Source organism: Streptomyces sp. NPDC058464, assembly GCF_042721035.1.
Classification (GTDB): Bacteria; Actinomycetota; Actinomycetes; order Streptomycetales; family Streptomycetaceae; genus Streptomyces.
In genome coordinates, this window is sequence record NZ_JBHXMA010000007.1 from 203976 (window position 1) to 226034 (window position 22059).

Sequence of the window (22059 nt, forward strand, 5' to 3'; positions counted from 1 at the left end):
AAGGTCGGCTCCTTGCCCACGGTGGCACCACGGGCATGGCTGGCTCACAGGATTCAACCAGGTTCGCAAGTCGCCGCGCAGGACCGTTCAGCAGGTGGGCAGGCCCGGTCAGCGGGCGGCGCGGGAGGAGCGGGACGGAGACGGGGACAGGGAGGGTGCGGAGGTGGCGTCGGGGACGGGTGCGGCGAGCAGGCCGGTGCCGGTCGCCCCGGGGGTGCTGGTCCACGAGGTGAGGGCGAACGGCGGGTTGGCGTTCAGCGGCCGTATCAAGGGGGAGACCGCGGCCGCGCCGGCCATCACCGGTGCGGTCAGTTCCCGCAGCGTCTGCTGTGCGGCGGCCGGGGAGGGCACTCCGGGCAGCAGCGGTGCGGACACCGAGGTGGGCATGGCGGGGGCACCGCCGAGCAGGGTGCCGGACGACAGCAGCGGGGTGAGCAGGCGGCGGCGCTGCGTGTCGGCGGCCCCGGTGGTGCCCGAGCCCGCCGTGCCGGCCGGGGCGACGCTGCCGCCACCGCTGCGGGCGTCGGCGGCCGGGGTGCCGGGCAGGCCGGCGGTGACCCCGCCGAGGGCGACGGCGGCCAGCGAGACCGCACCGGCGGCGACGAACGCGAACCGCATGCCGCGCGAGGCGGAGCGGTCGCTGTCCGGGCGGCCGACGGGGTGGATGCGGAAGCCCCGGCCGGCGACCGCGGCCGGGTCGTGCGGACGGGCGGGGACGTAGCCGAACTCGAAGCGGTCGTCCCGGCTCAGGTCGAAGACCCCGCTGTCGGATCCGCGCCCCGACGGGTCTCCCCCGCCGAACGGCGAACCGCCGCCGTCCGGGTCGCCGCCCGCGGGCAGCCCTTGGAGGCGGGCCAGGAAGCTCTCGGAGGGCGGCGGCGGGGCGGCCGCCGCGAAGGCGCTCTTCAGCGCGCGCTGCGCGTCCGCCTCCGCCTTGCACCGGGCGCAGGTCGCCAGGTGGGCCAGGACGCGCTCACGCGTCTCATGACCGAGCTCTCCGTCCACCAGGGCGGAGAGTCGGTCTCCCAGGTGCTGCTCGGCGAGCTGTCGCTCGGCCGGTTTCGGTCGTGATCCACTCACGCGGTCGCGCCCCCTCCTCCCAGTGCGGGAACACGGGGCACGAAGGAACGGCGCTCGGCCTTGCGGGCCTCCGGGGAGCGGTGCGCGAGGGCCTTGCGCAGCTGGGAGCGGCCGCGGTGGATGCGGGAGCGGACCGTGCCGAGCTTCACGCCGAGGGTCGCGGCGATCTCCTCGTACGACAGTCCCTCGATGTCGCAGAGCACGACGGCGGCACGGAACTCGGGCGCGAGGGTGTCCAGGGCCTGCTGGACGTCGGCGTCGAAGTGCGCGTCGTTGAAGGCCTGTGAGGGGGTGGGCTCGCGGCTGGGCAGGCGCTCGGCCGCGTCCTCGCCGAGGGCGTCGAAGCGGATGCGCTGCTTGCGGCGGACCATGTCGAGGAACAGGTTGGTGGTGATGCGGTGGAGCCAGCCCTCGAAGGTGCCCGGCGAGTAGGTCGACAGCGAGCGGAAGACGCGGACGAAGACCTCCTGGGTGAGGTCCTCGGCGTCGTGCTGGTTACCGGTCAGGCGGTAGGCCAGACGGTAGACGCGGCCGCTGTGCGTGCTGACGATCTCCTCCCACGTGGGCGGAGTCCATGCCTGCCCGTCCGCGTCGGTGGAGAAGGTCGCGGTCCGGTCCTCGCCCGTGGCGAGCGCGTCGGCGTGGCTGGGGTCAGCAGCGGTGTCGTTCACGGATTTCGGCCTGCCTGCCGATCCGAGGAAGCGCCGCAGCACTCCTCCCCGATCCTCAGGCGCGGCCGCACCTCCCCTGTCGGCTCTGGTGGTGTCCAGTGGAGCCCCTACCATAGCCACCTCGCCCGTTAGCACCGGATAAGCGGTTTTACAAGAATTTGATCTGTGCTGGTACGGCTGATCCGGCCGCAACAGCAGCTGCTCGACCGCCGTCTCGTCATCGTGATCCATTCGTGTCCCCCCGCCCTGTCTTCCACCCCTCTAAACGCCTGGTCCCATCTGCGGGTTCCCGGTGCCAACGGATACAGTCACGCCCAGGCAACCACGGGGACAGGAGAGGGTCATTACCGGCAACCGGCAGACGAGCTGGGCGTTCGCCGACGCCTTTGTCGCCGAGGACGAAGCACTGCGGTGGGCCCGTGACCGGGCCCGCGAGGCAGGGCTGCGCTCGGTGTCGCCCGGCACGGGCGCCGCGCTGCGCATGCTCGCCGCCTCCGTGGACGCCAAGGCGGTCGCCGAGATCGGCACGGGGTGCGGGGTGTCCGGGATGTACCTGCTGCACGGCATGCGCCCGGACGGGGTGCTGACCACCGTGGATCCCGAGCCGGAACACCAGCAGTTCGCCCGGCAGGCCTTCCGCGCCTGCGGCTTCGCCAGCAACCGGGCCCGCTTCATCCCCGGCCGCGCCCTCGACGTGCTGCCCCGCCTCGCGGACGCCGGCTACGACCTCGTCTTCTGCGACGGCGACCGCCAGGAGTACTCCGACTACCTCGCTGAATCGTTGCGCCTGCTGCGTCCGGGTGGCCTGGTGGTCTTCGAGGGCGTCTTCGCCAACGGCCGCACCGTCGACTCGGGGCCGCAGCCGACCGAGGTACTGCGGCTGCGCGAGCTGCTGCGCACGGTCCGGGAGAGCCAGGAACTGGTGCCGTCGCTGCTGCCGGTGGGCGACGGACTGCTGTGCGCGGTCAAGCGATAGCTCGCGCGGGCAGGAACCGGGGTCTCACGGGCAGGGGTCGGGGTCGCGTGGATACGGACCGGGTTCTCACGGACGCCCGGAAACACGGCAACGCCCCGGCACCTCTTGGGATGCCGGGGCGACCGAAAGGGTATGGTCGCTGACGCCTCAGCCGACGACGTTCTTGAGGGCGTCGGCAAGCGCCGCGGCCTCGTCAGGGGTCAGCTCGACGACGAGCCGACCGCCGCCTTCGAGCGGAACGCGCATGACGATGCCCCGCCCCTCCTTGGTCACCTCGAGCGGGCCATCACCCGTCCGCGGCTTCATGGCCGCCATGCTCGTACCCCTTCCTGAAAACAGCTCATCGTCTACCGACGGCCCTGGAGGGCACGCGTGATCCTCACTGGACACGCGACACCGGCATCGAACACATTGCTTCCAAGCCATTATCCCGCATCTCAGGACCCGATGACCAACATCAGTCGGCATCGCTTGGGCAACGCACGCGACCAAAACCACCCAATTCGGCGATGTGACTGCGATACTTCGCCGCCCTGCGTCCTTACGCCGACCGAGTCGGCTCCGGAATTCTTTGACGCAGGTCACACGCAGGGTCCGGTTCCCCGACGGCGATCTCCGCCATGCTGTCCTTCGGACAGCGACGTACTGAGCGGTACGTCAGCCGCGACGACGAAGACGAACGAAGACGACGGAGGGGACGCACCATGACCGACACCGTGCTCTACGAGGTGAGCGACGGGCTCGCGACGATCACGCTGAACCGTCCCGAGGCGATGAACGCGCTGAACATCGCGACGAAGGTGGCTCTTCGTGAGGCCGCGCAGGAAGCGGCCGCCGACACGGCCGTCCGGGCGATCCTGCTGACCGCCGCCGGGGACCGGGCGTTCTGTGTGGGCCAGGACCTCAAGGAGCACATCATGCTGCTCGCGTCCGACCGGGAGACCGGGGCGGGGCAGACGATGACGACGGTGCGGGAGCACTACAACCCGATCGTCCGGGCGTTGGTGGGGGCGCCGAAGCCGGTGGTGGCCGGCGTGAACGGCGTCGCGGCCGGGGCCGGGTTCGGTTTCGCGCTCGCCGCGGACTACCGGGTGGTCGCCGACACGGCCGCGTTCAACACGTCGTTCGCGGGGGTGGCGCTGACCGCCGACTCCGGGGTGTCGTGGACGCTGCCGCGGGTCGTGGGGCCGGGGCGCGCCGCCGACCTGCTGCTCTTTCCGCGGAGCATCGGCGCGCAGGACGCGTACGAGCTGGGCATCGCGAACAAGGTGGTGCCGTCGGCCGAGCTGCGGGCCGAGGCCGAGAAGGTGGCACGGAAATTGGCCGAAGGTCCGACCGTGGCGTACGCGGCGCTGAAGGAGGCCGTCGCCTACGGGCTCACGCACTCCCTCGACGAGACGCTCGACAAGGAGGACGAGCTGCAGGCGCGGGCCGGAGCGGCCGAGGATCACGCGATCGCCGTGCAGGCGTTCGTGAACAAGGAGAAGCCCAAGTACTTGGGACGGTGACGGCCGGCGGGGATCTGCGGGTCCGGTGGGGGCTGGTCGCGCCCACGCGGCGGCAGCCGCACATCGACACAGCCCCGCGCCCCTAAAGGGCGCGTCTGCTCACGCATGTTTCCAAGTGGTCGTTCACCAATCCGCATGCCTGCATCAAGGCGTATGCCGTGGTCGGGCCGATGAAGCGCAGGCCGCGCTTCTTCAGGGCCTTGGACAGGGCCGTCGACTCCGGGGTCACCGCCTGCACGTCGGCGATGGTCTTCGGTGCGGGGTACGTGCCCGGCTTCGGGGCGTACGACCAGATCAGCTCGTCCAGCTCGCCCGGGGCCCACTCCGCGAGGACCTTCGCGTTGGCCATCGTCGCGTCGACCTTCGCCCTGTTGCGGATGATGCCGGGGTCGGCCAGCAGGCGTTCGCGGTCCTCGTCGGTGAACGCGGCCACCTTCTCGATGTGGAAGCCGGCGAAGGCGGCCCGGAAGCCGGGGCGGCGGCGGAGGATCGTGATCCAGGAGAGGCCGGACTGGAAGGCCTCCAGGCTGAGGCGTTCGTAGAGGGCGTCGTCGCCGTGGACCGGGCGGCCCCACTCCTCGTCGTGGTACGCGACGTAGTCCTCGGTGGACAGGGCCCAGGGGCAGCGCAGCCTGCCGTCCGGCCCGGCCACCGCCGCTCCGTCGACGGTCTCGGGCACGTCGCTCATGGCCGGTCCTCCGGCTCGGGCTTGTCCAGCGAGGTGTGCGAGGAGTGCGGGGCGTGCGGCGTGGCCTGGGCGCCGGCCAGCGCGGACTCCAGGTCGGCGATCCGGGCGTCCCGCTCGGAGAGCTCGGCGCCGAGGCGGCTCAGCGCGTCGTCGACGTCCGCCATGCGGTAGCCGCGCGGGACGAGCGGGAAGCGGAGGGTCTCCACGTCCGCGCGGTTCACCGGGCGGTCCGGGGGCAGTGGGTCCTGGAACCGCTCGGGTGCCACCTCGGGCAGCGGTCCGCTCTCGCCGCCGCTCACCACGGAGAGGGTGACCGCGACGACCACGACCGCGAGCGCGACGACGAGGAACAGGAACATGACCATCGCGGTGGGCCCCCAGGCTCGATGAATCTCGGTGCAGCAGCACTCGTTGTGCTCAGTGTGCTCGGTGTCGAATGTGTCTGGGTCCGATCGTGCCATGCGAGTCTGACAGTTAGGGTCGCAGGCGGTCCTACCGAGGGAATTACTACGAGAGGTCACAGGCGATGCTCAGGCTGGGCAGGCGGGAATTCGGGCCGTACGAACCGGTGATCATGGCCATCGTGAACCGGACGCCGGACTCCTTCTACGACCAGGGGGCGACCTTCCGTGACGAGCCGGCCCTCGCGCGCGTGGAGCAGGCGATCGCCGAAGGGGCCGAGATCATCGACATCGGCGGGGTGAAGGCCGGTCCGGGCGAGGAGGTCGGTGCCGAGGAGGAGGCGCGGCGCATCGTCGGGTTCGTCGCGGAGGTGCGCAGGCGCTTCCCGGACGTCGTGATCAGCGTGGACACCTGGCGGGCGTCGGTCGGGGAGGCCGCCTGCGAGGCCGGGGCGGATCTGCTGAACGACGCGTGGGGCGGGGTGGACCCGGGGCTGGCGGAGGTCGCGGCGCGGTACCGGGTGGGGCTGGTGTGCACGCATGCGGGCGGGGCCGAGCCCCGGACGCGGCCGCACCGGGTGACGTACGACGATGTCGTGGCCGACATTCTGCGGGTGACCCTGGGGCTGGCGGAGCGGGCCGTCGCGCTGGGGGTGCCGCGGGAGTCGGTGCTGATCGATCCCGGGCACGACTTCGGCAAGAACACCCGGCACAGCCTGGAGGCGACGCGGCGGCTCGGGGAGATGGTGGAGACGGGGTGGCCGGTGCTGGTCTCCCTGTCCAACAAGGACTTCGTGGGCGAGACGCTGGACCGGCCGCTGAAGGAGCGGGTGATCGGCACGCTGGCGACGACGGCGGTGTCGGCGTGGCTGGGGGCGCAGGTGTACCGGGTGCATGAGGTCGCCGAGACGCGACAAGTGCTGGACATGGTGGCGTCGATCGCGGGCCACCGGCCTCCGGCGGTGGCCCGGCGGGGGCTCGCGTAGTCCGGCGTCCGCGCCGAGTCCTGGGGGCTCCGCCCCCAGACCCCCGAATCCCCCGCCCACCCACCACCCGACTCGGTGAGTCGAAAGGCGCACGAACCGACTCGGTGGGTCGAGGAGTGCGCGGACCGGTTCGGTCGGTCGGTGCGGTCACAGGAACCCTCGACCCCGACCTCTCAACAGAGCGAGTCGGGTGGGTGGGCGGGCAGCGGCCGGGGCTAGCGGGCCGCTTCCTTCGAGACCAGGCCCACCGCCTCCGCCACGTCGTCCGTGACGTGGAAGAGGAGGAGGTCTTTCTCCGCCGCCTTGCCCTGGGCGACCAGCGTGTTCTTCAGCCAGTCGACGAGGCCGCCCCAGTAGCCGCTGCCGAACAGGACGATCGGGAAGCGGGTGACCTTCTGGGTCTGGACGAGGGTCAGGGCCTCGAAGAGTTCGTCGAGGGTGCCGAGGCCTCCCGGGAGGACGACGAAGCCCTGCGCGTACTTCACGAACATCATCTTCCGCACGAAGAAGTAACGGAAGTTGAGGCCGATGTCGACGTACGGGTTGAGGCCCTGCTCGAAGGGGAGCTCGATGCCGAGGCCGACCGAGACGCCGCCCGCTTCGAGGGCGCCCTTGTTCGCCGCCTCCATCGCCCCCGGGCCGCCGCCCGTGATCACGGCCCAGCCGGCCTCGACCAGGCCACGGCCCAGCTTCACGCCGGCGTCGTACTCCGCCGAGTCGACCGGCGTCCGCGCCGAGCCGAACACGCTGATCGCGGGCGGCAGTTCGGCGAGCGTGCCGAAGCCCTCGATGAACTCCGACTGGATGCGCAGCACCCGCCAGGGGTCCGTGTGGACCCAGTCGGAGGGGCCGCCCGCGTCCAGGAGGCGCTGGTCCGTCGTGCTCGCGGTCACCTGGCCGCGCCGTCGGAGGACCGGTCCCAGGCGCTGCTCGTCCGGCGGCACCTTCTTCCCCTCGGGGTTCCCGGTAGCCATATGTGCGCTCCCTCCGCTTGCAGGTGTATCCGCCCCAGCCTAGATCCGCGCGGGTTACAGGCGCGGGACGTCGGCATGTCCGGTGCGAAGCGCCGTCGTGCGGCTCAGCTGGTCAGCCAGGTGCGCAGGCGCTCCTCACCCGCCAGGATCTTGACTGTTTCCACCCTTTCGTCCCGCTTGTGCGCCAAGTGCGGATTGCCTGGGCCGTAGTTGACCGCGGGGACGCCGAGCGACGAGAAGCGGGAGACGTCGGTCCAGCCGTACTTGGGCATCGGGGTGCCGCCGACCGCCTCGATGAAGGCGGCCGCGGCCGGGTGGGAGAGGCCGGGCAGCGCGCCCGGGCTGTGGTCGTCCACGACGAACTCCTCGACCCCGCAGTCCGCGAAGACCTCGCGGACGTGGGCGATGGCCTCGGCCTCGGAACGGTCCGGGGCGTACCGGAAGTTGACGGTGACCACGCACGCGTCGGGGATGACGTTGCCGGCGACCCCGCCCGAGATGCCGACCGCGTTCAGGCCCTCGCGGTACTCCAGGCCGTCGATGACCGGGTAGCGCGGCTCGTAGGCGGCGAGCCGGGCCAGGATCGGGGCGGCCGCGTGGATCGCGTTGGAGCCCATCCAGGAGCGCGCCGAGTGGGCCCGCTCGCCCGAGGTCTTCAGGAGGACGCGCAGGGTGCCCTGGCAGCCGCCCTCGACCTCGCCGTTCGAGGGTTCGAGGAGAACCGCGAAGTCGCCGGCCAGCCACTCGGGGCGAGCCTCGGCCACGTGCTTGAGGCCGTTGAGGTCGGCGGCGACCTCCTCGTTGTCGTAGAAGACGAAGGTCAGGTCCCGGTTGGGAGCCGGGACGGTGGCCGCGATGCGCAGCTGGACCGCGACGCCCGACTTCATGTCGCAGGTGCCGCAGCCCCACAGCACGCCGTCCGCGTCGAGGCGGGAGGGCACGTTCTCCGCGATGGGGACGGTGTCGATGTGGCCGGCCAGGATCACGCGCTCGGGGCGGCCGAGGTCGGTCCGGGCGATCACGTTGTTGCCGTACCGGTCGACCGTCAGGTGCGGCAGGGCACGCAGCGCGCACTCGATCGCGTCCGCGAGCGGCTTCTCGGCGCCGCTCTCGGAGGGGAAGTCGACGAGCTGTGCGGTGAGCGCGGCGGCGTCCAGCGTGAGGTCAAGCGAGGTGTCGGCCATGACCTCGACCCTAGCGCCCGTCGGCCGGCCGGCGGATTCACAGGCTTCCGGACCCAGGGGTGAGCGGCTCGTACTCTCCAGTATGTTGTACGCGTGCCAGAGCCGTCCCCCATCCGCCCCAAGCGTCGCGGCCGCATCCTGCGTTTCGTGTCGGGCTTGGTCATCCTGTGCGCCGTCGCGGCCTATCTCGTCGTCCAGTACGTCACCGGCGGCGGTGGCGCCGAGGGCTGCAAGGTCGTCTCGGGCCGAGCCGACGGGAAGTCCTACGAGTTCACGCCCGACCAGGCGGTGAACGCGGCGACGATCGCCGCCGTCGGCACCGGCCGCGGCATGCCCGAGCGGGCGGTGGCCATCGCCCTGGCGACCGCGATCCAGGAGTCGGGGCTGCTCAACATCAAGCACGGCGACCGGGATTCGCTGGGCCTGTTCCAGCAGCGGCCCTCGCAGGGCTGGGGCACCGAGAAGCAGATCCTGGACCCGGCGTACGCGGCCGGCATGTTCTACGCCCACCTGGCCAAGGTGGCGGACTACGAGTCCCTGCCGCTGACGGTGGCCGCGCAGCGCGTGCAGCGCAGCGGTTACCCGGAGGCCTACGCCAAGCACGAGACCGACGCCACACTGCTCGCGGCCGCCCTGACCGGGCAGGCGGCGGCCACGCTGACCTGCGACGGGCGCCCGGCGGCGACCGGCACACAGGCGGCGACGACGAGTACCGGCACGGGTACGGACGCGGTACGGACCGCGCTCGTACGGGACTTCGGCCGGGACGCGGTCGAGGAGGCCGGCGCGGAGGTGAGCGGTTCGTCCGCGAGTTCGCCGACGCCGACGCCGAGCGTGACCGCCACGGCGCACGGGCGGACGGTGACCGTGCCGGTGCCGGAGGGGAAGAAGAAGGACAAGTCGGGCCGCACCGAGAGCGAGCGCGGCTGGCAGCTGGCGCACTGGGCGGTGGCCAACTCCTCGGCGCTGCACATCCAGCGGGTCTCGTACGCGGGCCGGGAGTGGGCCGCCGGGAGCACGGACAGCCAGTGGGAGACGGCGTCCGGCACGCAGGGCACGAGCGGAGCGGAGAAGTCCGCGGGCTCGGTGCGGATCGTGACCGGGCAGTAGTTCGGGGGTTCCCTCCGGCGGGTCAGCCGGGACGCTACGCATGCGTGGTGCGCCCACGTTTTCGCACGGTCACTCACGCATGCGTGACACCCCTTGGGAACAGTGCGCCGAAAGGATTCTCCGGAGACCACGGCCGGGCACCGTTTGCCCGTTTTTCTCCACACCCGATAATGCGATGCGTTATCAATTCTTTACCTTGGGTCTCCGCAACCTTCGCGGGCTTCGAGCGGTAGTCACGGCGATCACGTTCCCTCCCGTCGAATGGAGCACCATGTCCCTCCCTCTGACCCGCCGGATCGCCCGTGCCGCGCTGCTCGTCGCAGCGGGAGCGGCTGCCGGGGTCGGTGCGGCCGGCTCCGCCGGCGCGGCCCCGAGCCTGCCGGCCACCCCGAACCTGGGCGGCCTGACCGCGCTGGACGGGGCGAACGTCGGCAAGACCGCCGACGGTGCGACGCAGACCGTCACCGGGGCCGTGGGCCACACCGGCGGCAAGGCGGTCGAGTCGGCGGTGCCGGCCGCGGGCAAGACCGGCGGCAAGGCCGTCAAGAAGGCGGCGCCGGTGGTGCAGCACACCGCGGGCGACGCGGCCGGCTCCGCCGGTGGGCTGCTGGGTGACACGGCGTCCACCGCGACGAAGGGTGGGCTGCCGACGGACGGGCTCGCCAAGGGTGGGCTGCCCGTGAAGGGGCTGCCGCTCGGGTAGGTTGCCCAGCCGCTTCCTGGAAGGGACCCGGGGCTTTCCCTGGGTCCCTTCTCGTTGTGCGTCGGCTGCGGGCCGGTGGGGGCTGGTCGCGCCCACGCGGCGGAGCCGCAAATTGACACAGCCCCGCGCCCCTGACGGGGCGCTCCAGCTGGGGCGCGTTTCAGGAAAGCCGCTCCACGGCCGCTCGCACGCGCTCGTCCGTCGCCGTCAGGGCCACGCGTACGAAGTTCTCGCCCGCCTCGCCGTAGAAGTCGCCCGGTGCCACGAGGATGCCCAGGTCCGCCAGGTGGGACACGGTCTGCCAGCAGGACTCGTCCCTCGTCGCCCACAGGTAGAGGCTCGCCTCGCTGTGTTCGATGCGAAAGCCGTGGGAGAGGAGGGCGTCGCGGAGGAGGCCGCGGCGGGCGGCGTAGCGCTCGCGCTGCTCGTGGACGTGGGTGTCGTCGGACAGGGCCGCCACCACCGCCGCCTGGGTCGGGGCCGACGTCATCATGCCGCCGTGCTTGCGGATCTCCAGGAGGGGGCCGAGGACCGCCGGGTCACCGGCCAGGAAGGCCGCGCGGTAGCCGGCGAGGTTGGAGCGCTTGGAGAGGGAGTGGACGGCCACGATGCCGTCGTACGAGCCGCCGTTGACGTCCGGGTGCAGGACGGAGGCCGGGTCGGCCTCCCAGCCCAGCTCGAGGTAGCACTCGTCGGAGAAGAGCAGGACGCCGTGGGCGCGGGCCCAGGCGACGATCTCCCTGAGTTCCTGCTTCGCGAGGACCTTGCCGGTCGGGTTGGACGGGGAGTTCAGCCAGAGGAGCTTCAGGCCGGCCGGGTCCAGGTCGCGCGGGTCGTCGTAGACCTCGTAGTCGGCGCGGGCGAGGCGGGCGCCGACCTCGTAGGTGGGGTACGCCAGGCGCGGGTGGGCCACGCGGTCGCCGGGGCCGAGGCCCAGCTGGGTGGGGAGCCAGGCGACGAGTTCCTTGGAGCCGACGATCGGCAGGACGTGGCGGTGGGTGACGTCCCGGGCGCCGAGGCGGCGGGTGACCCAGCCGGTGATCGCGTCGCGCAGCTCGGGGGTGCCCCAGACCGTGGGGTAGCCGGGCGAGTCGGCGGCGTCGATCAGGGCCTTCTGGATCAGGTCGGGGACCGGGTCCACCGGGGTGCCGACCGACAGGTCGACGATGCCGTCCGGGTGTGCCGCGGCCGTCTTCTTGTACGGTTCCAGCTTGTCCCAGGGGAAGGTGGGCAGACGGTCGGAGACTGCGGACACGGTTCCTTGCTCACTTTCTTCGGTACGACCGACAACGGCCGGTACGGCAAACGCCTCGGCCCCGCACGGCGCCGATCGGGTGTGATCAGGCCGTACGGGACCGAGGCGGCACGGTTTTGCGGCGGGCCGCCGGTGTGGACTACTCGGCCTGCGGGGGCAGCGCGGCGATGAACGGGTGATCGCGCTCGATCAGGCCCAGCTTGCTGGCGCCGCCCGGGGAGCCGAGGTCGTCGAAGAACTCGACGTTCGCCTTGTAGTAGTCCTTCCACTCCTCCGGAGTGTCGTCCTCGTAGAAGATCGCCTCGACCGGGCAGACCGGCTCACAGGCACCGCAGTCGACGCATTCGTCCGGGTGGATGTACAAGGACCGCTGGCCCTCGTAGATGCAGTCGACCGGGCACTCCTCGATGCACGCCTTGTCCTTCACGTCGACACAAGGCTGCGCGATGACGTAGGTCACGCTGTCGTTCCTCCTCGATTGGGCGCTGGCGGGCCTCCGTAGGCTCCGCCGCCTGGCGCGCGGGAGCGCGGCGTCGTCGATGCCCGCCCCTAGTATCTCCGTTCCCGGACATGATCCGAACAGGAGGGGTGAACTGACCAGTGGAAATCTCTGCCGCAGGACGCTTCGAGGTCCGTATTACCGCTGCTGACGTGGGTAAACGGGTGTCCGTGCGCCGTTTGACCGGAAATGGTGTCGGCGCGGAGAAGTTCACCGACACGGTGGGTGTTCTCACATCATGGGACGACGACGGCATGCTGACGATCACACGGCGGGACGGGGAGACCGTCCGGATACCGGAGTCCGCGCTGGTGGCGGGGAAGGTGGTGCCGGCCGCTCCGGCGCGCCGCCGGGGCCCCGCGGCGACCTACCGGGAGCTCGCGCGTGTCGCCTCGCGCGGGTGGCGGCCGGTGGAGAGCGAGCGGCTCGGCGAGTGGGAGCTGCGGGCGGCCGCGGGGTTCACCCGGCGGGCCAACAGCGTGCTGCCGCTCGGTGATCCCGGGCTGCCGCTGGACGCGGCGCTGACGGCCGTGCGTCGGTGGTACGGCGAGCGGGGGCTGCCCGCCTACGTGCAGACCGCGACCGGCGCCGAGGGCACGCAGGAGCTGCTCTGCGCGGAGCTGGAGCGGCGCGGATGGCTGCGCGAGGTGAGCGCCGAGCTGTGGACCGGGGGGCTGGCGCCGGTGGCGGACCGGGCGGAGGGTGCTGATGTGGTGCTGTCCCGGGCGGCCGGCGAGGACTGGCTGGCGCGGTACCAGCGCAAGGGGGTGAGCGAGGTTGCGCTGAAGGTGCTGGGGAGCGGGCCGTCGGTGTGGTTCGCGACCGTGCCCGGCGAATCCCCGGGAGGTGCCCCCGCGGCCATCGGGCGGCTGGTGGTGGACGGCCGGTGGGCCGGGTTCGCCGCCGTCGAGGTGGATCCGGGGCTGCGGCGCCGTGGGCTGGCCACCGAGGTGATGGCCGCGCTCGCGCGCCGGGCGCTGGAGGAGGGCGCGTCGGCGGCCTGGCTGCAGGTGGAGACGGACAACGAGGGGGCGCGGGCGCTGTACGCACGGCTGGGCTTCGTGGCGCATCACGCCTACCACCACTACCGGGCGCCAGAGGCGGACGGTTCCTGAATCCTGGAGCCGGGGCGGTACCGATCATTCCGAAGGGGCACGAGACAGCTATGGCTTCCGGTCAGCCACATCCACGTCCGCCGTCGTCGGGGCGGGCCGCCGAGGTACGGGGGCGGTTCGCCGAGGAGGCGCGGTCCGAGCGGCCCGATCTGGCGACGCTGTGTCTGCTGCTGGGCGCGGCGGCCGACGGCTCGCTGGACGAGGCCGGGATCGACGCGGCTCAGATGGAGCTGGACCGGCTCGCCGGGCAGCTGCCGTACCGGCCGGGCGGGCCGCACGCGTGGGCCACGGCGGCGCAGCGGGTGCTTGGCGAACGGTTCGGCTTCCGGGGCGCCGCCGCGGACTACCAGCGGCTGGAGTCCTCGCTGCTGCACGAGGTGCTGCGGCGGCGGCGCGGGCTGCCGATCCTGCTCTCCGTGGTGTGGCTGGAGGTCACCCGGCGGGCGGGGGCGCCGGTGTACGGGGTCGCGCTGCCGGGGCACTTCGTGGTCGGGTTCGGGGCGGCGGAGGAGCAGGTGCTGGCCGACCCGTTCGACGGCGGGCGGGTGCTGACCGGGGCGGACGCGGAGCTGCTCGTGGTGGGGGCGGCGGGGGTGCCGCTGGAGCCGGCGATGCTGGAGCCGGCCGATGCCCTGGACGTCGTACGGCGGATCCTGAACAACGTGCGGGCGTGGGCCGCGGCCCGCCCCGAGCGGTCGGACGTGGGCCTGTGGGCGGTGGACCTGTCCCTGCTGCTGCCGTCGCATCCGGCACGACTGCGGTACGAGCGGGCGCGGTTGCTGGTGGAACGGGGCGAGTTCACGGACGGCGCCGAGGAGTTGGAGAAGTACGCGGGGCTGATCGACGTGGTCGACGAGGGGGCGGCGGAGAAGGTGCGGGGGGAGGCGCGGGCGGCGCGTGCTCGTCTCAACTGAGCCCCGCCGGTCGCCCGCTACAGCCAGCCCTTCTCCCGCGCGATCCGGACCGCTTCCGCCCTGTTGCGTACCGCCAGCTTCTGGATCGCCGTCGAGAGGTAGTTCCGTACCGTCCCCTGGGAGAGGTGCAGCGCCGCCGCCAGCTCCGCGTTGGTCGAGCCGTCGGCCGCCGCGCGCAGGACCTCGCGTTCGCGGTCGGTCAGGGGGTTGGCGCCCTCGGCGAGGGCGGCCGCCGCGAGGGTGGGGTCGATGACCCGCTCACCAGCCAGGACCTTGCGGACGGCCTCGGCGAGCTGGGCAGCGGGGGCGTCCTTGACCAGGAACGCGTCGGCGCCCGCCTCCATCGCGCTGCGGAGGTAGCCGGGGCGGCCGAAGGTGGTGAGGACGACCAGTTTCACCGCCGGCAGCGCCTTGTGGAGCTGGGCCGCCGCCTCGATGCCCGTGCAGCCCGGCATCTCGATGTCGAGCAGGGCGACGTCGATGTCGTGCCGCCGGGCCGTCGGCAGCACCTCGTCGCCGCGGGCGACCTGGGCCACGACCTCGATGTCGTCCTCCAGGCCCAGCAGGGCGGCCAGCGCCTCGCGGACCATCGACTGGTCCTCCGCGAGGAGGACCTTGATCGTACTGCTCATGCCCGGGATCCTACGGCCATGCCGGAGCCGAGCGGGACCCGGGCGACCAGCCGGAAACCGCGCTTCGCACGGCCCGCCTCAAGCGTGCCGCCCGCCTTCTCCAGCCGCTCGGTCAGCCCGGTGAGCCCGTTGCCGGGACCCTTGCCGGAGCCGCCCGAACCGTTGTCCTCGACGGCGAGTTCGAGGACCGGGCCGTCCAGGGTCTGACGGCGCAGCAGCTCCACCGTGCAGACGCTCGCCCCGCTGTGCCGTACGACGTTGGTGATCGCCTCTCGCAGCGCCCACGCGAGGGCCGCCTCGCCGTCCTCGGGTACGTCGGTGAGGTCGGGCTCGGCGGGGACCTCGGCGATGACCGCGGCGGCGGTCAGGGCGACCTGGGCGCCCGCCAGTTCGGCGGCGAGCCGGGGCCGCCGGTAGCCGGTGACCGCCTCGCGGACGTCCACCAGGGCCTGGCGGCTGACCTGTTCGATGTCGGAGACCTGCTGGGCCGCCTTGTCGGGGTGGTCGGGGAGCATCCGGCCGGCCAGCTCGCTCTTCAGGGTGATCAGGGAGAGGGAGTGGCCCAGCAGGTCGTGCAGGTCGCGGGCGAGGCGCAACCGCTCCTCGTTGGCCGCCAGTTGGGCGACGGTGGCGCGGGCCTTGCGCAACTCGATGGTGGTGGCGACGAGTTGCCGGATGCCGGTCATGGAGAAGCCGACCAGCAGCACCACCAGGACCAGGCCCCAGGCCTCGTCCATGTCGTGGACGTACCAGCCCGCCAGCAGCATGGCGGCGGTGGTCAGCGGGATCGTCCAGTAGGCGATCCGCAGCGGGAAGGTCACCCCGCACATCACGGAGACGTACACGAACAGGCCGAACCAGGAGCCGCCGAGGCTGAAGGCCAGCGTGACCGCGAGCGCCCCCTCCACGACGATCGCGGCGGTGACGATCCAGCCGCGGTAGGGCCGGCCCATGGAGCGGAAGACGATGGCCAGGTAGGTCCCGACGAAGGCCGTCAGGCCCGCCCAGCCGGCCGCCGTGGCCGCGGTGGTGTGGTCGCCGGAGGCCAGGTCCTGCGCCGGGGAGGCCAGGAAGACCAGCCAGGGCAGGACCCAGACCAGCTTGCGCATCGCCTCGCTCCGGGTGCGGGGCGGCTGGCCGATGCGCACCAGCCGGTCCGCCCGGGCCTCGTCCTCGGACCGCAGCTCTTCCGTCATCATGCTCACGCCTTCAGCGTGTCCTTCCGGTACAGCCAGGCCGCGCCGCCCACGAAGAGGGCGAAGAAGACGACGAGGATGGCGATGTCCTGGGCCTTCGGGGCCTGGCTCTGCTCGATGGCCCGCCCGAGTGCAGCGTACGCGTGCGTGGGCAGCCACTTCGCGATGTCCTGGAGCCAGGTGGGGAAGGAGGAGGACGGCCACCACAGGCCGCCGAGGATCGACAGGCCGAAGTAGGTGATCATCGTGATCGGGCGGACCGCGTCGCCGCTCGCCAGATACCCGATGGCGACGCCGAGCGCGGCGAAGACCAGGCTGCCGGCCCAGATCGCGCCGGTCAGCGCCAGCCACTGCCAGGCGTCCAGGCGTACGTGCTTGACCGAGGCGGCGACCAGGAAGACGACCACGATGGAGGGCAGGCTCACCACGGCGGCGCTGGCGGTCTTGGCGAGGACGTAACCGCGGCCGGGCAGCGTGGTCAGCCGCAGCTGCCGTACCCAGCCGCTCTCCCGCTCCTTCGCGATGCGCTCGCTGTTGCCCATCAGGACGGCGGTGAGGGCGCCGAAGGAGGCCATGGAGACCATCACGTAGGCGGCGACGGACAGGCCGGAGTTGTCGACGGTCTCGCCGGTCCCGCCCTGGCTGGCGACCAGCAGGAAGATGATCGAGGGGTAGATCACCGAGAAGAACAGGAACTTGCGGTTGCGCAGGGCGCGGGCGAGCTCCAGCTTGATCAGGGCGTTCATGACTGCGTGGCCTCCTTGGCGTCCTTGGCGTCGTTGGCGTCGTTGGCGTCCTTGGCGTCCTTGGCGTCCTTGGCCTCTTCGGCCTCCGTGATGGCGACGAACGCCTGCTCCAGGCCGAGCCCGGCGACTTCGAGGTTGCGGGGGTAGACGCCCAGGCCGTAGAGGGCGTGGACGGTGGCGTCGGCGTCGGACGACTGCATGCGGATCGTCTGGCCGGAACCCGCGGCGGAGCCGCCTTTCGACACCGTCACAGCTGTGAGGAAGGGCAGCGCCCGCAGCGGTGCCTCGTCGATCTCGCCCTCCAGGTCGAAGGAGATCCGCCGGGCCCCCGCCTTCGCCTTGATCTCGGCGGCCGTGCCGTCGGCGAGGAGCCGGCCGCGGTGCAGCACCAGCACCCGGTCGGCGATGGCGTCGGCCTCCTCCAGGTAGTGCGTGGCGAAGAGGACCGTCCGCCCCTGGTCGGCCTGTTCGCGCATGGTGGCCCAGAACGCCTGGCGGGCGGAGACGTCCATGCCGGTGGTGGGCTCGTCCAGGACGATCAGGTCGCTGTCGCCGGCGGTGGCGAGGGCGAAGCGGACGCGCTGGGACTGGCCGCCGGAGAGCTTGTTGACCTTGCGGTCGGCGATCTGCGAGATGCCCGCGCGGGCGAGGACGTCGGTGACCTTGTACGGCTTCGGGTGCAGGTCGCAGGCGAGCTTGACCAGCTCCCGGACGGTGACCTCGTCCATCAGGCCACCGCTCTGCAGCATCGCGCCCACGCGTCCGGCGACGATGGCCTCGCGCGGGCTCAGACCGAACACGCTCACCGTGCCGGCGTCGGCGTGCTTGAGGCCGAGCAGCAGGTCGAGCGTGGTCGACTTGCCCGCGCCGTTGGGCCCGAGCAGGGCCACGGTCTCCCCCGGGTGCAGCCGCAGCGAGAGCCCGTCGACGGCCCGCACGTTCCCGTAGGTCTTGCTCACTTGGTCGAACCCGACCACCACCGGGGTTCCGGTGGCCGTCGTCGCCGCTGTCGTTGTCATGCCTCCATGCTGGCGGCGAGCCCCTGGCCGGGGGCAGTGCCGACCGTCCGGAGAGCCGCATGACAGATGTCATGAGCAGCGCGTGACACGCGCGAAGGGGCGCCCGGTGAGCACCGGGCGCCCCCTCTGCGGGTCTGCGTCAGTTGGGGTTGGTGTCGATGACGCCCACCCGGTTGGACTTGCTCAGCAGGGCCTGGCGCAGGGCGACGTAGACGTCCTGCGGGGTGACGGCCGTCTTCTCGCCGCTGGCGCGGGTGATCTTGACGCTGTCGAAGGTGTTGCCGTAGAGGTCCTTGAGCGCGTTCAGGTCGGGGCTGTCGACGAGCTTGCCGTCGACGACCTTGACCCGGAGGAACTTCCACAGGGAGTTCTGCGGGCTGAACTGCAGTTGGACGCCGGTGTCCGTCTTCACCGTGACCAGCGCCGACATCGCCGGCTGGGCGAACGCCTTCATCTCGCGGTCGACCTCGGCGTTGGTGACCGTCGGCTGCACGGTGGTCGTCGGTACGTTCACCGCGGAGGCGGTGCCGGTCTCCACCATCGTCTCGTACGCCTGCTTGACCGCGTCCGTGGAGGCGGCCGCGTCGATGCCCTTGCCCGCCTTGCCGTAGACCGCGACGGCCTTGCCGGAGGTGAACTTGATCGTGCCCTCGGTGACCGAGCCGGAGCTGCCGCCGAGGTCCTTGAGGGCGGCCTGGAGCTTCTCCACGTCGACCGGCATGACGGGGTCGACGACCCGCTTCTGGCCGAACAGGGAGCCGATCACGGAGACCGGGTTGTAGTCGCTCTTGGCGGCCGCCTCGACGGTGTTCTGCATGTCGAACTGGAGGCCCGCCTGGTCCGGCGGCAGCGAGACGGTCTTGCCGTCGACGGACAGCTTCAGCGACTGGTTCACGTGCTTGCCGAAGGCGTCGTCGAGCTTCCTGACGGCGTCGTCCCGGGTGCCGCCGCCGATGTCGACCCCGAGCACGGTGGTGCCCTTGGGCACGTCGGAGTGGTTCATGAGCAGCCCGGCGCCGTAGACGCCGACGCCGCCGACCACCACGACACCGACGAGCAGCGGCAGCTTGCCGCGCTTCTTCCTGGCCTTCGCCTTGCCCTTGGACTTGGACTCGGCCGGGGGCGGCGAGACCGGCTCGGGCAGCTTCGGGGGCGTGTGCGGCAGCGGCCCGTCGGTGGGCGCGCCCGGCGCGAACGGGGAGTTGGCGCCCGGCGGCACGACCGGGATGCCGCTGGTGACGGTGTGCCCGGAGACGTTGTCCGCCGGGGAGCCGTAGCCGGGCATGCCCGGTTCGGGAGCGGGCTTCTGCGGGGTGAGGATCGCGGTGTCGTCGCTCAGGCCGCCGCCGGGGAGGCCGGGACCGCCGGGGGCGGTGCGCGCGCCGGGCCGGGCCTGGGCGGCACGGGCGCGCGGGCCGCCGGGACCACCGGGGCCGGGGCGGGCGGGGCCGCCGCCGGGGCCCGCGGGACCGCCCGGGGTACCGAAGGGCTCGCCGCCGTTGACCGGGGCGCCGAACGGCTCACCGCCGCTGAAGGCCCCGCCGGGGCCGCCCGTTCCGTTGGGGCCTGCCGGGCCGCCGAAGGGCTCGCCGCCGTTGCCCGGGGGGACGAACGGGCCGTCCCCGGTGACCGGGCCGCCGGTGGGGCCTGCCGGGCCCTGCGGGCCGCCGAGGCCGCCGGGGCCGCCCGGCCCGTTGAAGCCGCTGGGGCCACCGGGACCGGCCGGGCCGCCGCCGGGTGCGCCGGGACCGGCCTGGGCGCCGTTCTGGCCGCCGTTGTCCGAGAAGTACGGCAGGTCGTCGCGGCGGGCGTCGCCGCCGCCCTTCGCGCCGCCCCGGGAGCCGCCGAGGGGGCCCGCGGCGAGCGCCTCGGTCACGTCGAAGGAGCCGGTGCCGCCGCCGTGTCCGGGAGCCACCGGGCCGCCGGTCGCGCCGGTGGGCAGCCCCGCGCCGTTGGTCGCGCCGGGCCGGGACGCGCCGGGCACGCTCATGGAGCCGACGACACCGCCGGGACGGCCGCCGCCCGGGCGCGCACCGCCCTGGGTCGCCGGGCCGTTCGGCGCCGCGGCGGGGGAACCGCCGGGCGCTCCGCCGCCGTTGGCGGCGCCGCCGCGCGGACCGCCCTTGGCCGGGCCGGACTTGCGCGGCGCGAACCAGTCGCTGGCCTTCTCCTCGGCCGCGGGCGCGGGCGCCTGCTCGGCGGCGGGCGGCTCGACGGTGCCGGTGGACATGGCGGCGCCCGTCGGCAGCGCGTGCGTGCCCGTCTCCTCGCTCGGGCCGCCCGTGCCTGCGGCACCGGCCACGCCGCCCTCGACGTCCGCGACGGGAGTGCGGACGACCACGGGCGGAATCGGCCGGGAGCCGGGGATGTTGATCCGGATCCGGGTCGTCAGCGTGGTCTCGGTCTTGCGTTCCTCCGGCTGCGCGGCCGAACGGGCCGCGTCCGTACCGTCGTCGGAAGCCATGGGGGTCCCGTACGGCGGCGTGCCCGAGGGGTACGCGGATCCACCGCGCCCGTTGGGCCCGGAGGACGGAGTGTCAGTTTCACGACTCAAGGCAGGTTCTCCCGGTTGGCTCCACCGCCGGTGACGACCTTGCTGGGGCGGCTCGGCGGCGCGCACCACCATACTGGCCACTTCTGACGCTTATCCCATGACCGCTGGGGAAACCCACACCGGACTCCCACGGGCGCCCCACGGCGAAGTGGTACGTCACTTGCCAAGTCGGGCGCCGTCCGCGTGAGGTTGCCGCCCCAAACCTATTGTGGCGCAGATCACAGCCAGCGCCATGCCGCCGAGCAGGAAGAGGTACGAGCCGACTCCCGCGCCGAACAGGAAGTCGCCTTCCGGCCGACTGGCGGTGAGGAAGATGACGGCGACGACCCAGCCGAACGCGGGCGCGACGGCCCCCGAGCGGCTCAGCACGGCCCGGGCCCCGCCGAGGAAGAGCCCGCCGGCGCCGGCCAGGGCGAGCAGCAGCCCGCCCGGGAACCAGCCGGCCTGGACGAGGGCCCCGGCGACGCCGACCACGGCCCCGAGCACCACCAGGCCGAGGAGCGCCGCGACCCGGCCGGCCGAGGGCGACTGCAGGGGTTGCGCGAGTGCCGACCCGCGGCCACCGGAACTCATGACGCCTCCCCGAGGCCCGCGAAGAGATCGGCCTCCCGGGCGCCACCGGGCTCACCGCCCACCAACTCGTAGAACTCCGTGGTGAACACGGGCTGCGCCAGCTCGTTGGAGAGCGCGAAGTAGCGGGCGCCGTGCGGTGCCACCTCGATCTGGGTGGCGTGGGCGGCCATCGCGGCGGCCTTGGCACCGGCGTACGCGGCGCCGTCGATCTCCGTGGTGACACGGCGGTCGTCGACCACGCCCGGTACGTCGTCGACGGCGGCGGACTTGGCGAAGGGCAGCCCCGGCAGGTCGTCCTGGAGCCTGGCGAAGGCGGCCTCGGCGACCGCGCGCGGGACGCGGTTCCAGTAGACCTTGGGGATGCGGTGGCCGGCCTCGGCGGCCAGTTCGACGGCTCTCATGGCGACGCGGTGGGCCTGGATGTGGTCCGGGTGGCCGTACCCGCCGTTGTCGTCGTAGGTGACGAGGACGTGGGGGCGGATCTCCAGGATCACCTGGGCCAGGTGCCCGGCGGCCTCGTCGAGGTCGGCCCGCCAGAAGCAGTCGGGCGCGTCGTTGTCGGGCAGGCCCATCATTCCGGAGTCGCGGTAGCGGCCGGGGCCGCCGAGCAGCCGGAAGTCCTCGACACCGAGCTCGCGCATGGCGGCGGTGAGCTCACCCAGCCGGTACTCGCCCAGGGCGGGACCGGTGAGATGCCGCAGCCCGGGCGGGATGACCTCGCCGCCCTCGCCGAGCGTGCAGGTGACCAGCGTCACATGGGCACCCTGGGCCGCATAGCGGGCCATGGTGACGCCGTTGTTGATCGACTCGTCGTCCGGGTGCGCGTGCACGAGCAACAGACGCCGGGGGGGCAGTTCCGTCATGTGCCCACCCTACGAAACGACACCGACAGTGCCGCGCAGCCCCGGTCGACCGGTGCGAAAAGTGGGCGGGGTCAGAACTTGATGCTGCCGATCATGCTGGCGACGTTCGTCGTCAGATCGCTGATCGTCGGCGCGATGGTCGAGGAGGCGAGATAGAAACCGAGCAGCATGCAGACGACTGCATGACCGCCTTTCAGACCTGACTTCTTGATCAACAAGAAGACGATGATCGCCAGCAGCACCACCGCCGAAATCGAGAGTGCCACGGCGGCTCACCTCCAAAGATCCCAGGGATGCGGGGGGTTCGGACTATGGGGGTTGTAGATCAGGTTGTAGATCGGTACAGCAAATCCATGCGCATGCCAGCAGGTTCATACCCACTCAGCGGTAGTGATCATAACTATGCGTGCTC

General features: G+C 72.3%; 24 protein-coding genes. 7 read left to right on the forward strand and 17 right to left on the reverse strand.

Translation table 11 applies throughout. The features are described 5' to 3' along the window. Nucleotides 1-108: 108 nt before the first annotated feature. A complete protein-coding gene (locus ACFWPQ_RS12585; protein ID WP_384032606.1) occupies nt 109-1080 on the reverse strand; it encodes a zf-HC2 domain-containing protein in 972 nt (323 codons plus the stop codon). After that, nucleotides 1077-1793, reverse strand: a complete 717-nt coding sequence (gene sigE / locus ACFWPQ_RS12590) for an RNA polymerase sigma factor SigE (RefSeq protein ID WP_384032608.1) — start codon at nt 1791-1793, stop codon at nt 1077-1079. Before sigE ends, ACFWPQ_RS12585 begins: the two co-directional genes overlap by 4 nt. Nucleotides 1794-2043: 250 nt before the next feature. On the opposite strand from sigE, the gene ACFWPQ_RS12595 reads away from it, so the two are divergent. Next, nucleotides 2044-2727: an O-methyltransferase gene (locus ACFWPQ_RS12595; RefSeq protein WP_089098939.1), complete on the forward strand. Its 684-nt coding sequence runs from the start codon at nt 2044-2046 to the stop codon at nt 2725-2727. A 147-nt stretch (nt 2728-2874) separates the two neighbouring features. Here ACFWPQ_RS12595 and ACFWPQ_RS12600 read toward each other — a convergent pair whose 3' ends face one another. Next, nucleotides 2875-3042, reverse strand: coding sequence for a DUF3117 domain-containing protein (locus tag ACFWPQ_RS12600; RefSeq protein ID WP_069751535.1), 168 nt, complete (start codon nt 3040-3042; stop codon nt 2875-2877). Between the two features lie 389 nt (nt 3043-3431). On the opposite strand from ACFWPQ_RS12600, the gene ACFWPQ_RS12605 reads away from it, so the two are divergent. Then, on the forward strand, nt 3432-4235 hold the full coding sequence (locus ACFWPQ_RS12605) for an enoyl-CoA hydratase/isomerase family protein (RefSeq protein WP_384032610.1): 804 nt from the start codon (nt 3432-3434) through the stop codon (nt 4233-4235). An 82-nt stretch (nt 4236-4317) separates the two neighbouring features. Here ACFWPQ_RS12605 and ACFWPQ_RS12610 read toward each other — a convergent pair whose 3' ends face one another. Continuing rightward, nucleotides 4318-4923 carry a DNA-3-methyladenine glycosylase I gene (locus ACFWPQ_RS12610; protein ID WP_384032612.1) on the reverse strand — a complete coding sequence of 202 codons (606 nt, stop codon included), beginning with the start codon at nt 4921-4923 and terminating at the stop codon, nt 4318-4320. Next, a complete protein-coding gene (locus tag ACFWPQ_RS12615; protein WP_384032613.1) occupies nt 4920-5288 on the reverse strand; it encodes a DivIVA domain-containing protein in 369 nt (122 codons plus the stop codon). The genes ACFWPQ_RS12610 and ACFWPQ_RS12615 overlap by 4 nt, the downstream gene beginning before the upstream one ends. Before the next feature lie 161 nt (nt 5289-5449). On the opposite strand from ACFWPQ_RS12615, the gene folP reads away from it, so the two are divergent. After that, nucleotides 5450-6310: a dihydropteroate synthase gene (folP, locus tag ACFWPQ_RS12620; protein WP_384032615.1), complete on the forward strand. Its 861-nt coding sequence runs from the start codon at nt 5450-5452 to the stop codon at nt 6308-6310. A 215-nt stretch (nt 6311-6525) separates the two neighbouring features. Here the strand turns inward: folP and ACFWPQ_RS12625 are convergent, their stop codons facing one another. Both ACFWPQ_RS12625 and dapE read right to left on the reverse strand, forming a co-directional pair. Further along, nucleotides 6526-7284 carry a TIGR00730 family Rossman fold protein gene (locus tag ACFWPQ_RS12625; RefSeq protein ID WP_384032617.1) on the reverse strand — a complete coding sequence of 253 codons (759 nt, stop codon included), beginning with the start codon at nt 7282-7284 and terminating at the stop codon, nt 6526-6528. A 104-nt stretch (nt 7285-7388) separates the two neighbouring features. After that, the gene (dapE, locus tag ACFWPQ_RS12630; RefSeq protein WP_384032618.1) at nt 7389-8468 is read right to left on the reverse strand and encodes a succinyl-diaminopimelate desuccinylase; all 1080 of its coding nucleotides are present in this window, start codon (nt 8466-8468) and stop codon (nt 7389-7391) included. A gap of 93 nt (nt 8469-8561) precedes the next feature. On the opposite strand from dapE, the gene ACFWPQ_RS12635 reads away from it, so the two are divergent. Continuing rightward, nucleotides 8562-9578: a heavy metal transporter gene (locus ACFWPQ_RS12635; protein ID WP_384032619.1), complete on the forward strand. Its 1017-nt coding sequence runs from the start codon at nt 8562-8564 to the stop codon at nt 9576-9578. 271 nt (nt 9579-9849) lie between these two features. After that, entirely contained in the window at nt 9850-10281 is a 432-nt protein-coding gene (locus ACFWPQ_RS12640; RefSeq protein ID WP_361292172.1) for an ATP-binding protein, read from the forward strand. A gap of 160 nt (nt 10282-10441) precedes the next feature. Here the strand turns inward: ACFWPQ_RS12640 and ACFWPQ_RS12645 are convergent, their stop codons facing one another. Both ACFWPQ_RS12645 and fdxA read right to left on the reverse strand, forming a co-directional pair. Next, complete coding sequence (locus ACFWPQ_RS12645; RefSeq protein WP_384032621.1) at nt 10442-11536, reverse strand: bifunctional succinyldiaminopimelate transaminase/glutamate-prephenate aminotransferase; 1095 nt, start codon at nt 11534-11536, stop codon at nt 10442-10444. 139 nt (nt 11537-11675) lie between these two features. Continuing rightward, nucleotides 11676-11996, reverse strand: coding sequence for a ferredoxin (fdxA, locus tag ACFWPQ_RS12650; protein ID WP_089098949.1), 321 nt, complete (start codon nt 11994-11996; stop codon nt 11676-11678). Nucleotides 11997-12136: 140 nt separating this feature from the next. Here fdxA and ACFWPQ_RS12655 point away from each other — a divergent pair, with 140 nt between their 5' ends. Together ACFWPQ_RS12655 and ACFWPQ_RS12660 are read left to right on the forward strand one after the other, a co-directional pair. Continuing rightward, complete coding sequence (locus ACFWPQ_RS12655; protein WP_384032624.1) at nt 12137-13150, forward strand: GNAT family N-acetyltransferase; 1014 nt, start codon at nt 12137-12139, stop codon at nt 13148-13150. A 50-nt stretch (nt 13151-13200) separates the two neighbouring features. Beyond that, complete coding sequence (locus ACFWPQ_RS12660; RefSeq protein ID WP_384032626.1) at nt 13201-14064, forward strand: transglutaminase-like domain-containing protein; 864 nt, start codon at nt 13201-13203, stop codon at nt 14062-14064. Between the two features lie 17 nt (nt 14065-14081). Here the strand turns inward: ACFWPQ_RS12660 and ACFWPQ_RS12665 are convergent, their stop codons facing one another. From ACFWPQ_RS12665 to ACFWPQ_RS12700, 8 genes are all read right to left on the reverse strand, one after another. Then, nucleotides 14082-14696 carry a response regulator transcription factor gene (locus tag ACFWPQ_RS12665; RefSeq protein ID WP_384032628.1) on the reverse strand — a complete coding sequence of 205 codons (615 nt, stop codon included), beginning with the start codon at nt 14694-14696 and terminating at the stop codon, nt 14082-14084. Then, nucleotides 14693-15892, reverse strand: coding sequence for a sensor histidine kinase (locus ACFWPQ_RS12670; protein WP_384032717.1), 1200 nt, complete (start codon nt 15890-15892; stop codon nt 14693-14695). The genes ACFWPQ_RS12665 and ACFWPQ_RS12670 overlap by 4 nt, the downstream gene beginning before the upstream one ends. A 5-nt stretch (nt 15893-15897) precedes the next feature. Beyond that, nucleotides 15898-16638 (reverse strand): ABC transporter permease, encoded by a 741-nt coding sequence (locus ACFWPQ_RS12675; protein ID WP_384032630.1) that lies wholly within the window; start codon nt 16636-16638, stop codon nt 15898-15900. Then, the gene (locus tag ACFWPQ_RS12680) at nt 16635-17657 is read right to left on the reverse strand and encodes an ABC transporter ATP-binding protein (protein WP_384032632.1); all 1023 of its coding nucleotides are present in this window, start codon (nt 17655-17657) and stop codon (nt 16635-16637) included. The genes ACFWPQ_RS12675 and ACFWPQ_RS12680 overlap by 4 nt, the downstream gene beginning before the upstream one ends. 139 nt (nt 17658-17796) lie before the next feature. Beyond that, complete coding sequence (locus ACFWPQ_RS12685) at nt 17797-20211, reverse strand: hypothetical protein (RefSeq protein WP_384032634.1); 2415 nt, start codon at nt 20209-20211, stop codon at nt 17797-17799. Nucleotides 20212-20367: 156 nt separating this feature from the next. Further along, nucleotides 20368-20784: a DUF6113 family protein gene (locus tag ACFWPQ_RS12690; RefSeq protein ID WP_384032637.1), complete on the reverse strand. Its 417-nt coding sequence runs from the start codon at nt 20782-20784 to the stop codon at nt 20368-20370. Further along, nucleotides 20781-21647 carry an N-acetyl-1-D-myo-inositol-2-amino-2-deoxy-alpha-D-glucopyranoside deacetylase gene (gene mshB / locus ACFWPQ_RS12695; RefSeq protein WP_384032638.1) on the reverse strand — a complete coding sequence of 289 codons (867 nt, stop codon included), beginning with the start codon at nt 21645-21647 and terminating at the stop codon, nt 20781-20783. Before mshB ends, ACFWPQ_RS12690 begins: the two co-directional genes overlap by 4 nt. 71 nt (nt 21648-21718) lie before the next feature. Then, the gene (locus ACFWPQ_RS12700; protein ID WP_089098958.1) at nt 21719-21913 is read right to left on the reverse strand and encodes a hypothetical protein; all 195 of its coding nucleotides are present in this window, start codon (nt 21911-21913) and stop codon (nt 21719-21721) included. Nucleotides 21914-22059: the final 146 nt, after the last annotated feature.

Bases quoted from the DNA above. Each gene is read 5' to 3' on its own strand.
- ACFWPQ_RS12680 (WP_384032632.1), bottom strand. From the start codon at position 17,657: ATGACAACGACAGCGGCGACGACGGCCACCGGAACCCCGGTGGTGGTC.
- ACFWPQ_RS12690 (WP_384032637.1), bottom strand. From the start codon at position 20,784: ATGAGTTCCGGTGGCCGCGGGTCGGCACTCGCGCAACCCCTGCAGTCG.
- dapE (WP_384032618.1), bottom strand. From the start codon at position 8,468: ATGGCCGACACCTCGCTTGACCTCACGCTGGACGCCGCCGCGCTCACC.
- ACFWPQ_RS12625 (WP_384032617.1), bottom strand. From the start codon at position 7,284: ATGGCTACCGGGAACCCCGAGGGGAAGAAGGTGCCGCCGGACGAGCAG.
- ACFWPQ_RS12605 (WP_384032610.1), top strand. From the start codon at position 3,432: ATGACCGACACCGTGCTCTACGAGGTGAGCGACGGGCTCGCGACGATC.
- ACFWPQ_RS12640 (WP_361292172.1), top strand. From the start codon at position 9,850: ATGTCCCTCCCTCTGACCCGCCGGATCGCCCGTGCCGCGCTGCTCGTC.
- mshB (WP_384032638.1), bottom strand. From the start codon at position 21,647: ATGACGGAACTGCCCCCCCGGCGTCTGTTGCTCGTGCACGCGCACCCG.
- ACFWPQ_RS12665 (WP_384032628.1), bottom strand. From the start codon at position 14,696: ATGAGCAGTACGATCAAGGTCCTCCTCGCGGAGGACCAGTCGATGGTC.
- ACFWPQ_RS12660 (WP_384032626.1), top strand. From the start codon at position 13,201: ATGGCTTCCGGTCAGCCACATCCACGTCCGCCGTCGTCGGGGCGGGCC.
- ACFWPQ_RS12610 (WP_384032612.1), bottom strand. From the start codon at position 4,923: ATGAGCGACGTGCCCGAGACCGTCGACGGAGCGGCGGTGGCCGGGCCG.
- ACFWPQ_RS12675 (WP_384032630.1), bottom strand. From the start codon at position 16,638: ATGAACGCCCTGATCAAGCTGGAGCTCGCCCGCGCCCTGCGCAACCGC.
- folP (WP_384032615.1), top strand. From the start codon at position 5,450: ATGCTCAGGCTGGGCAGGCGGGAATTCGGGCCGTACGAACCGGTGATC.
- ACFWPQ_RS12615 (WP_384032613.1), bottom strand. From the start codon at position 5,288: ATGGTCATGTTCCTGTTCCTCGTCGTCGCGCTCGCGGTCGTGGTCGTC.
- ACFWPQ_RS12600 (WP_069751535.1), bottom strand. From the start codon at position 3,042: ATGGCGGCCATGAAGCCGCGGACGGGTGATGGCCCGCTCGAGGTGACC.
- ACFWPQ_RS12670 (WP_384032717.1), bottom strand. From the start codon at position 15,892: ATGACGGAAGAGCTGCGGTCCGAGGACGAGGCCCGGGCGGACCGGCTG.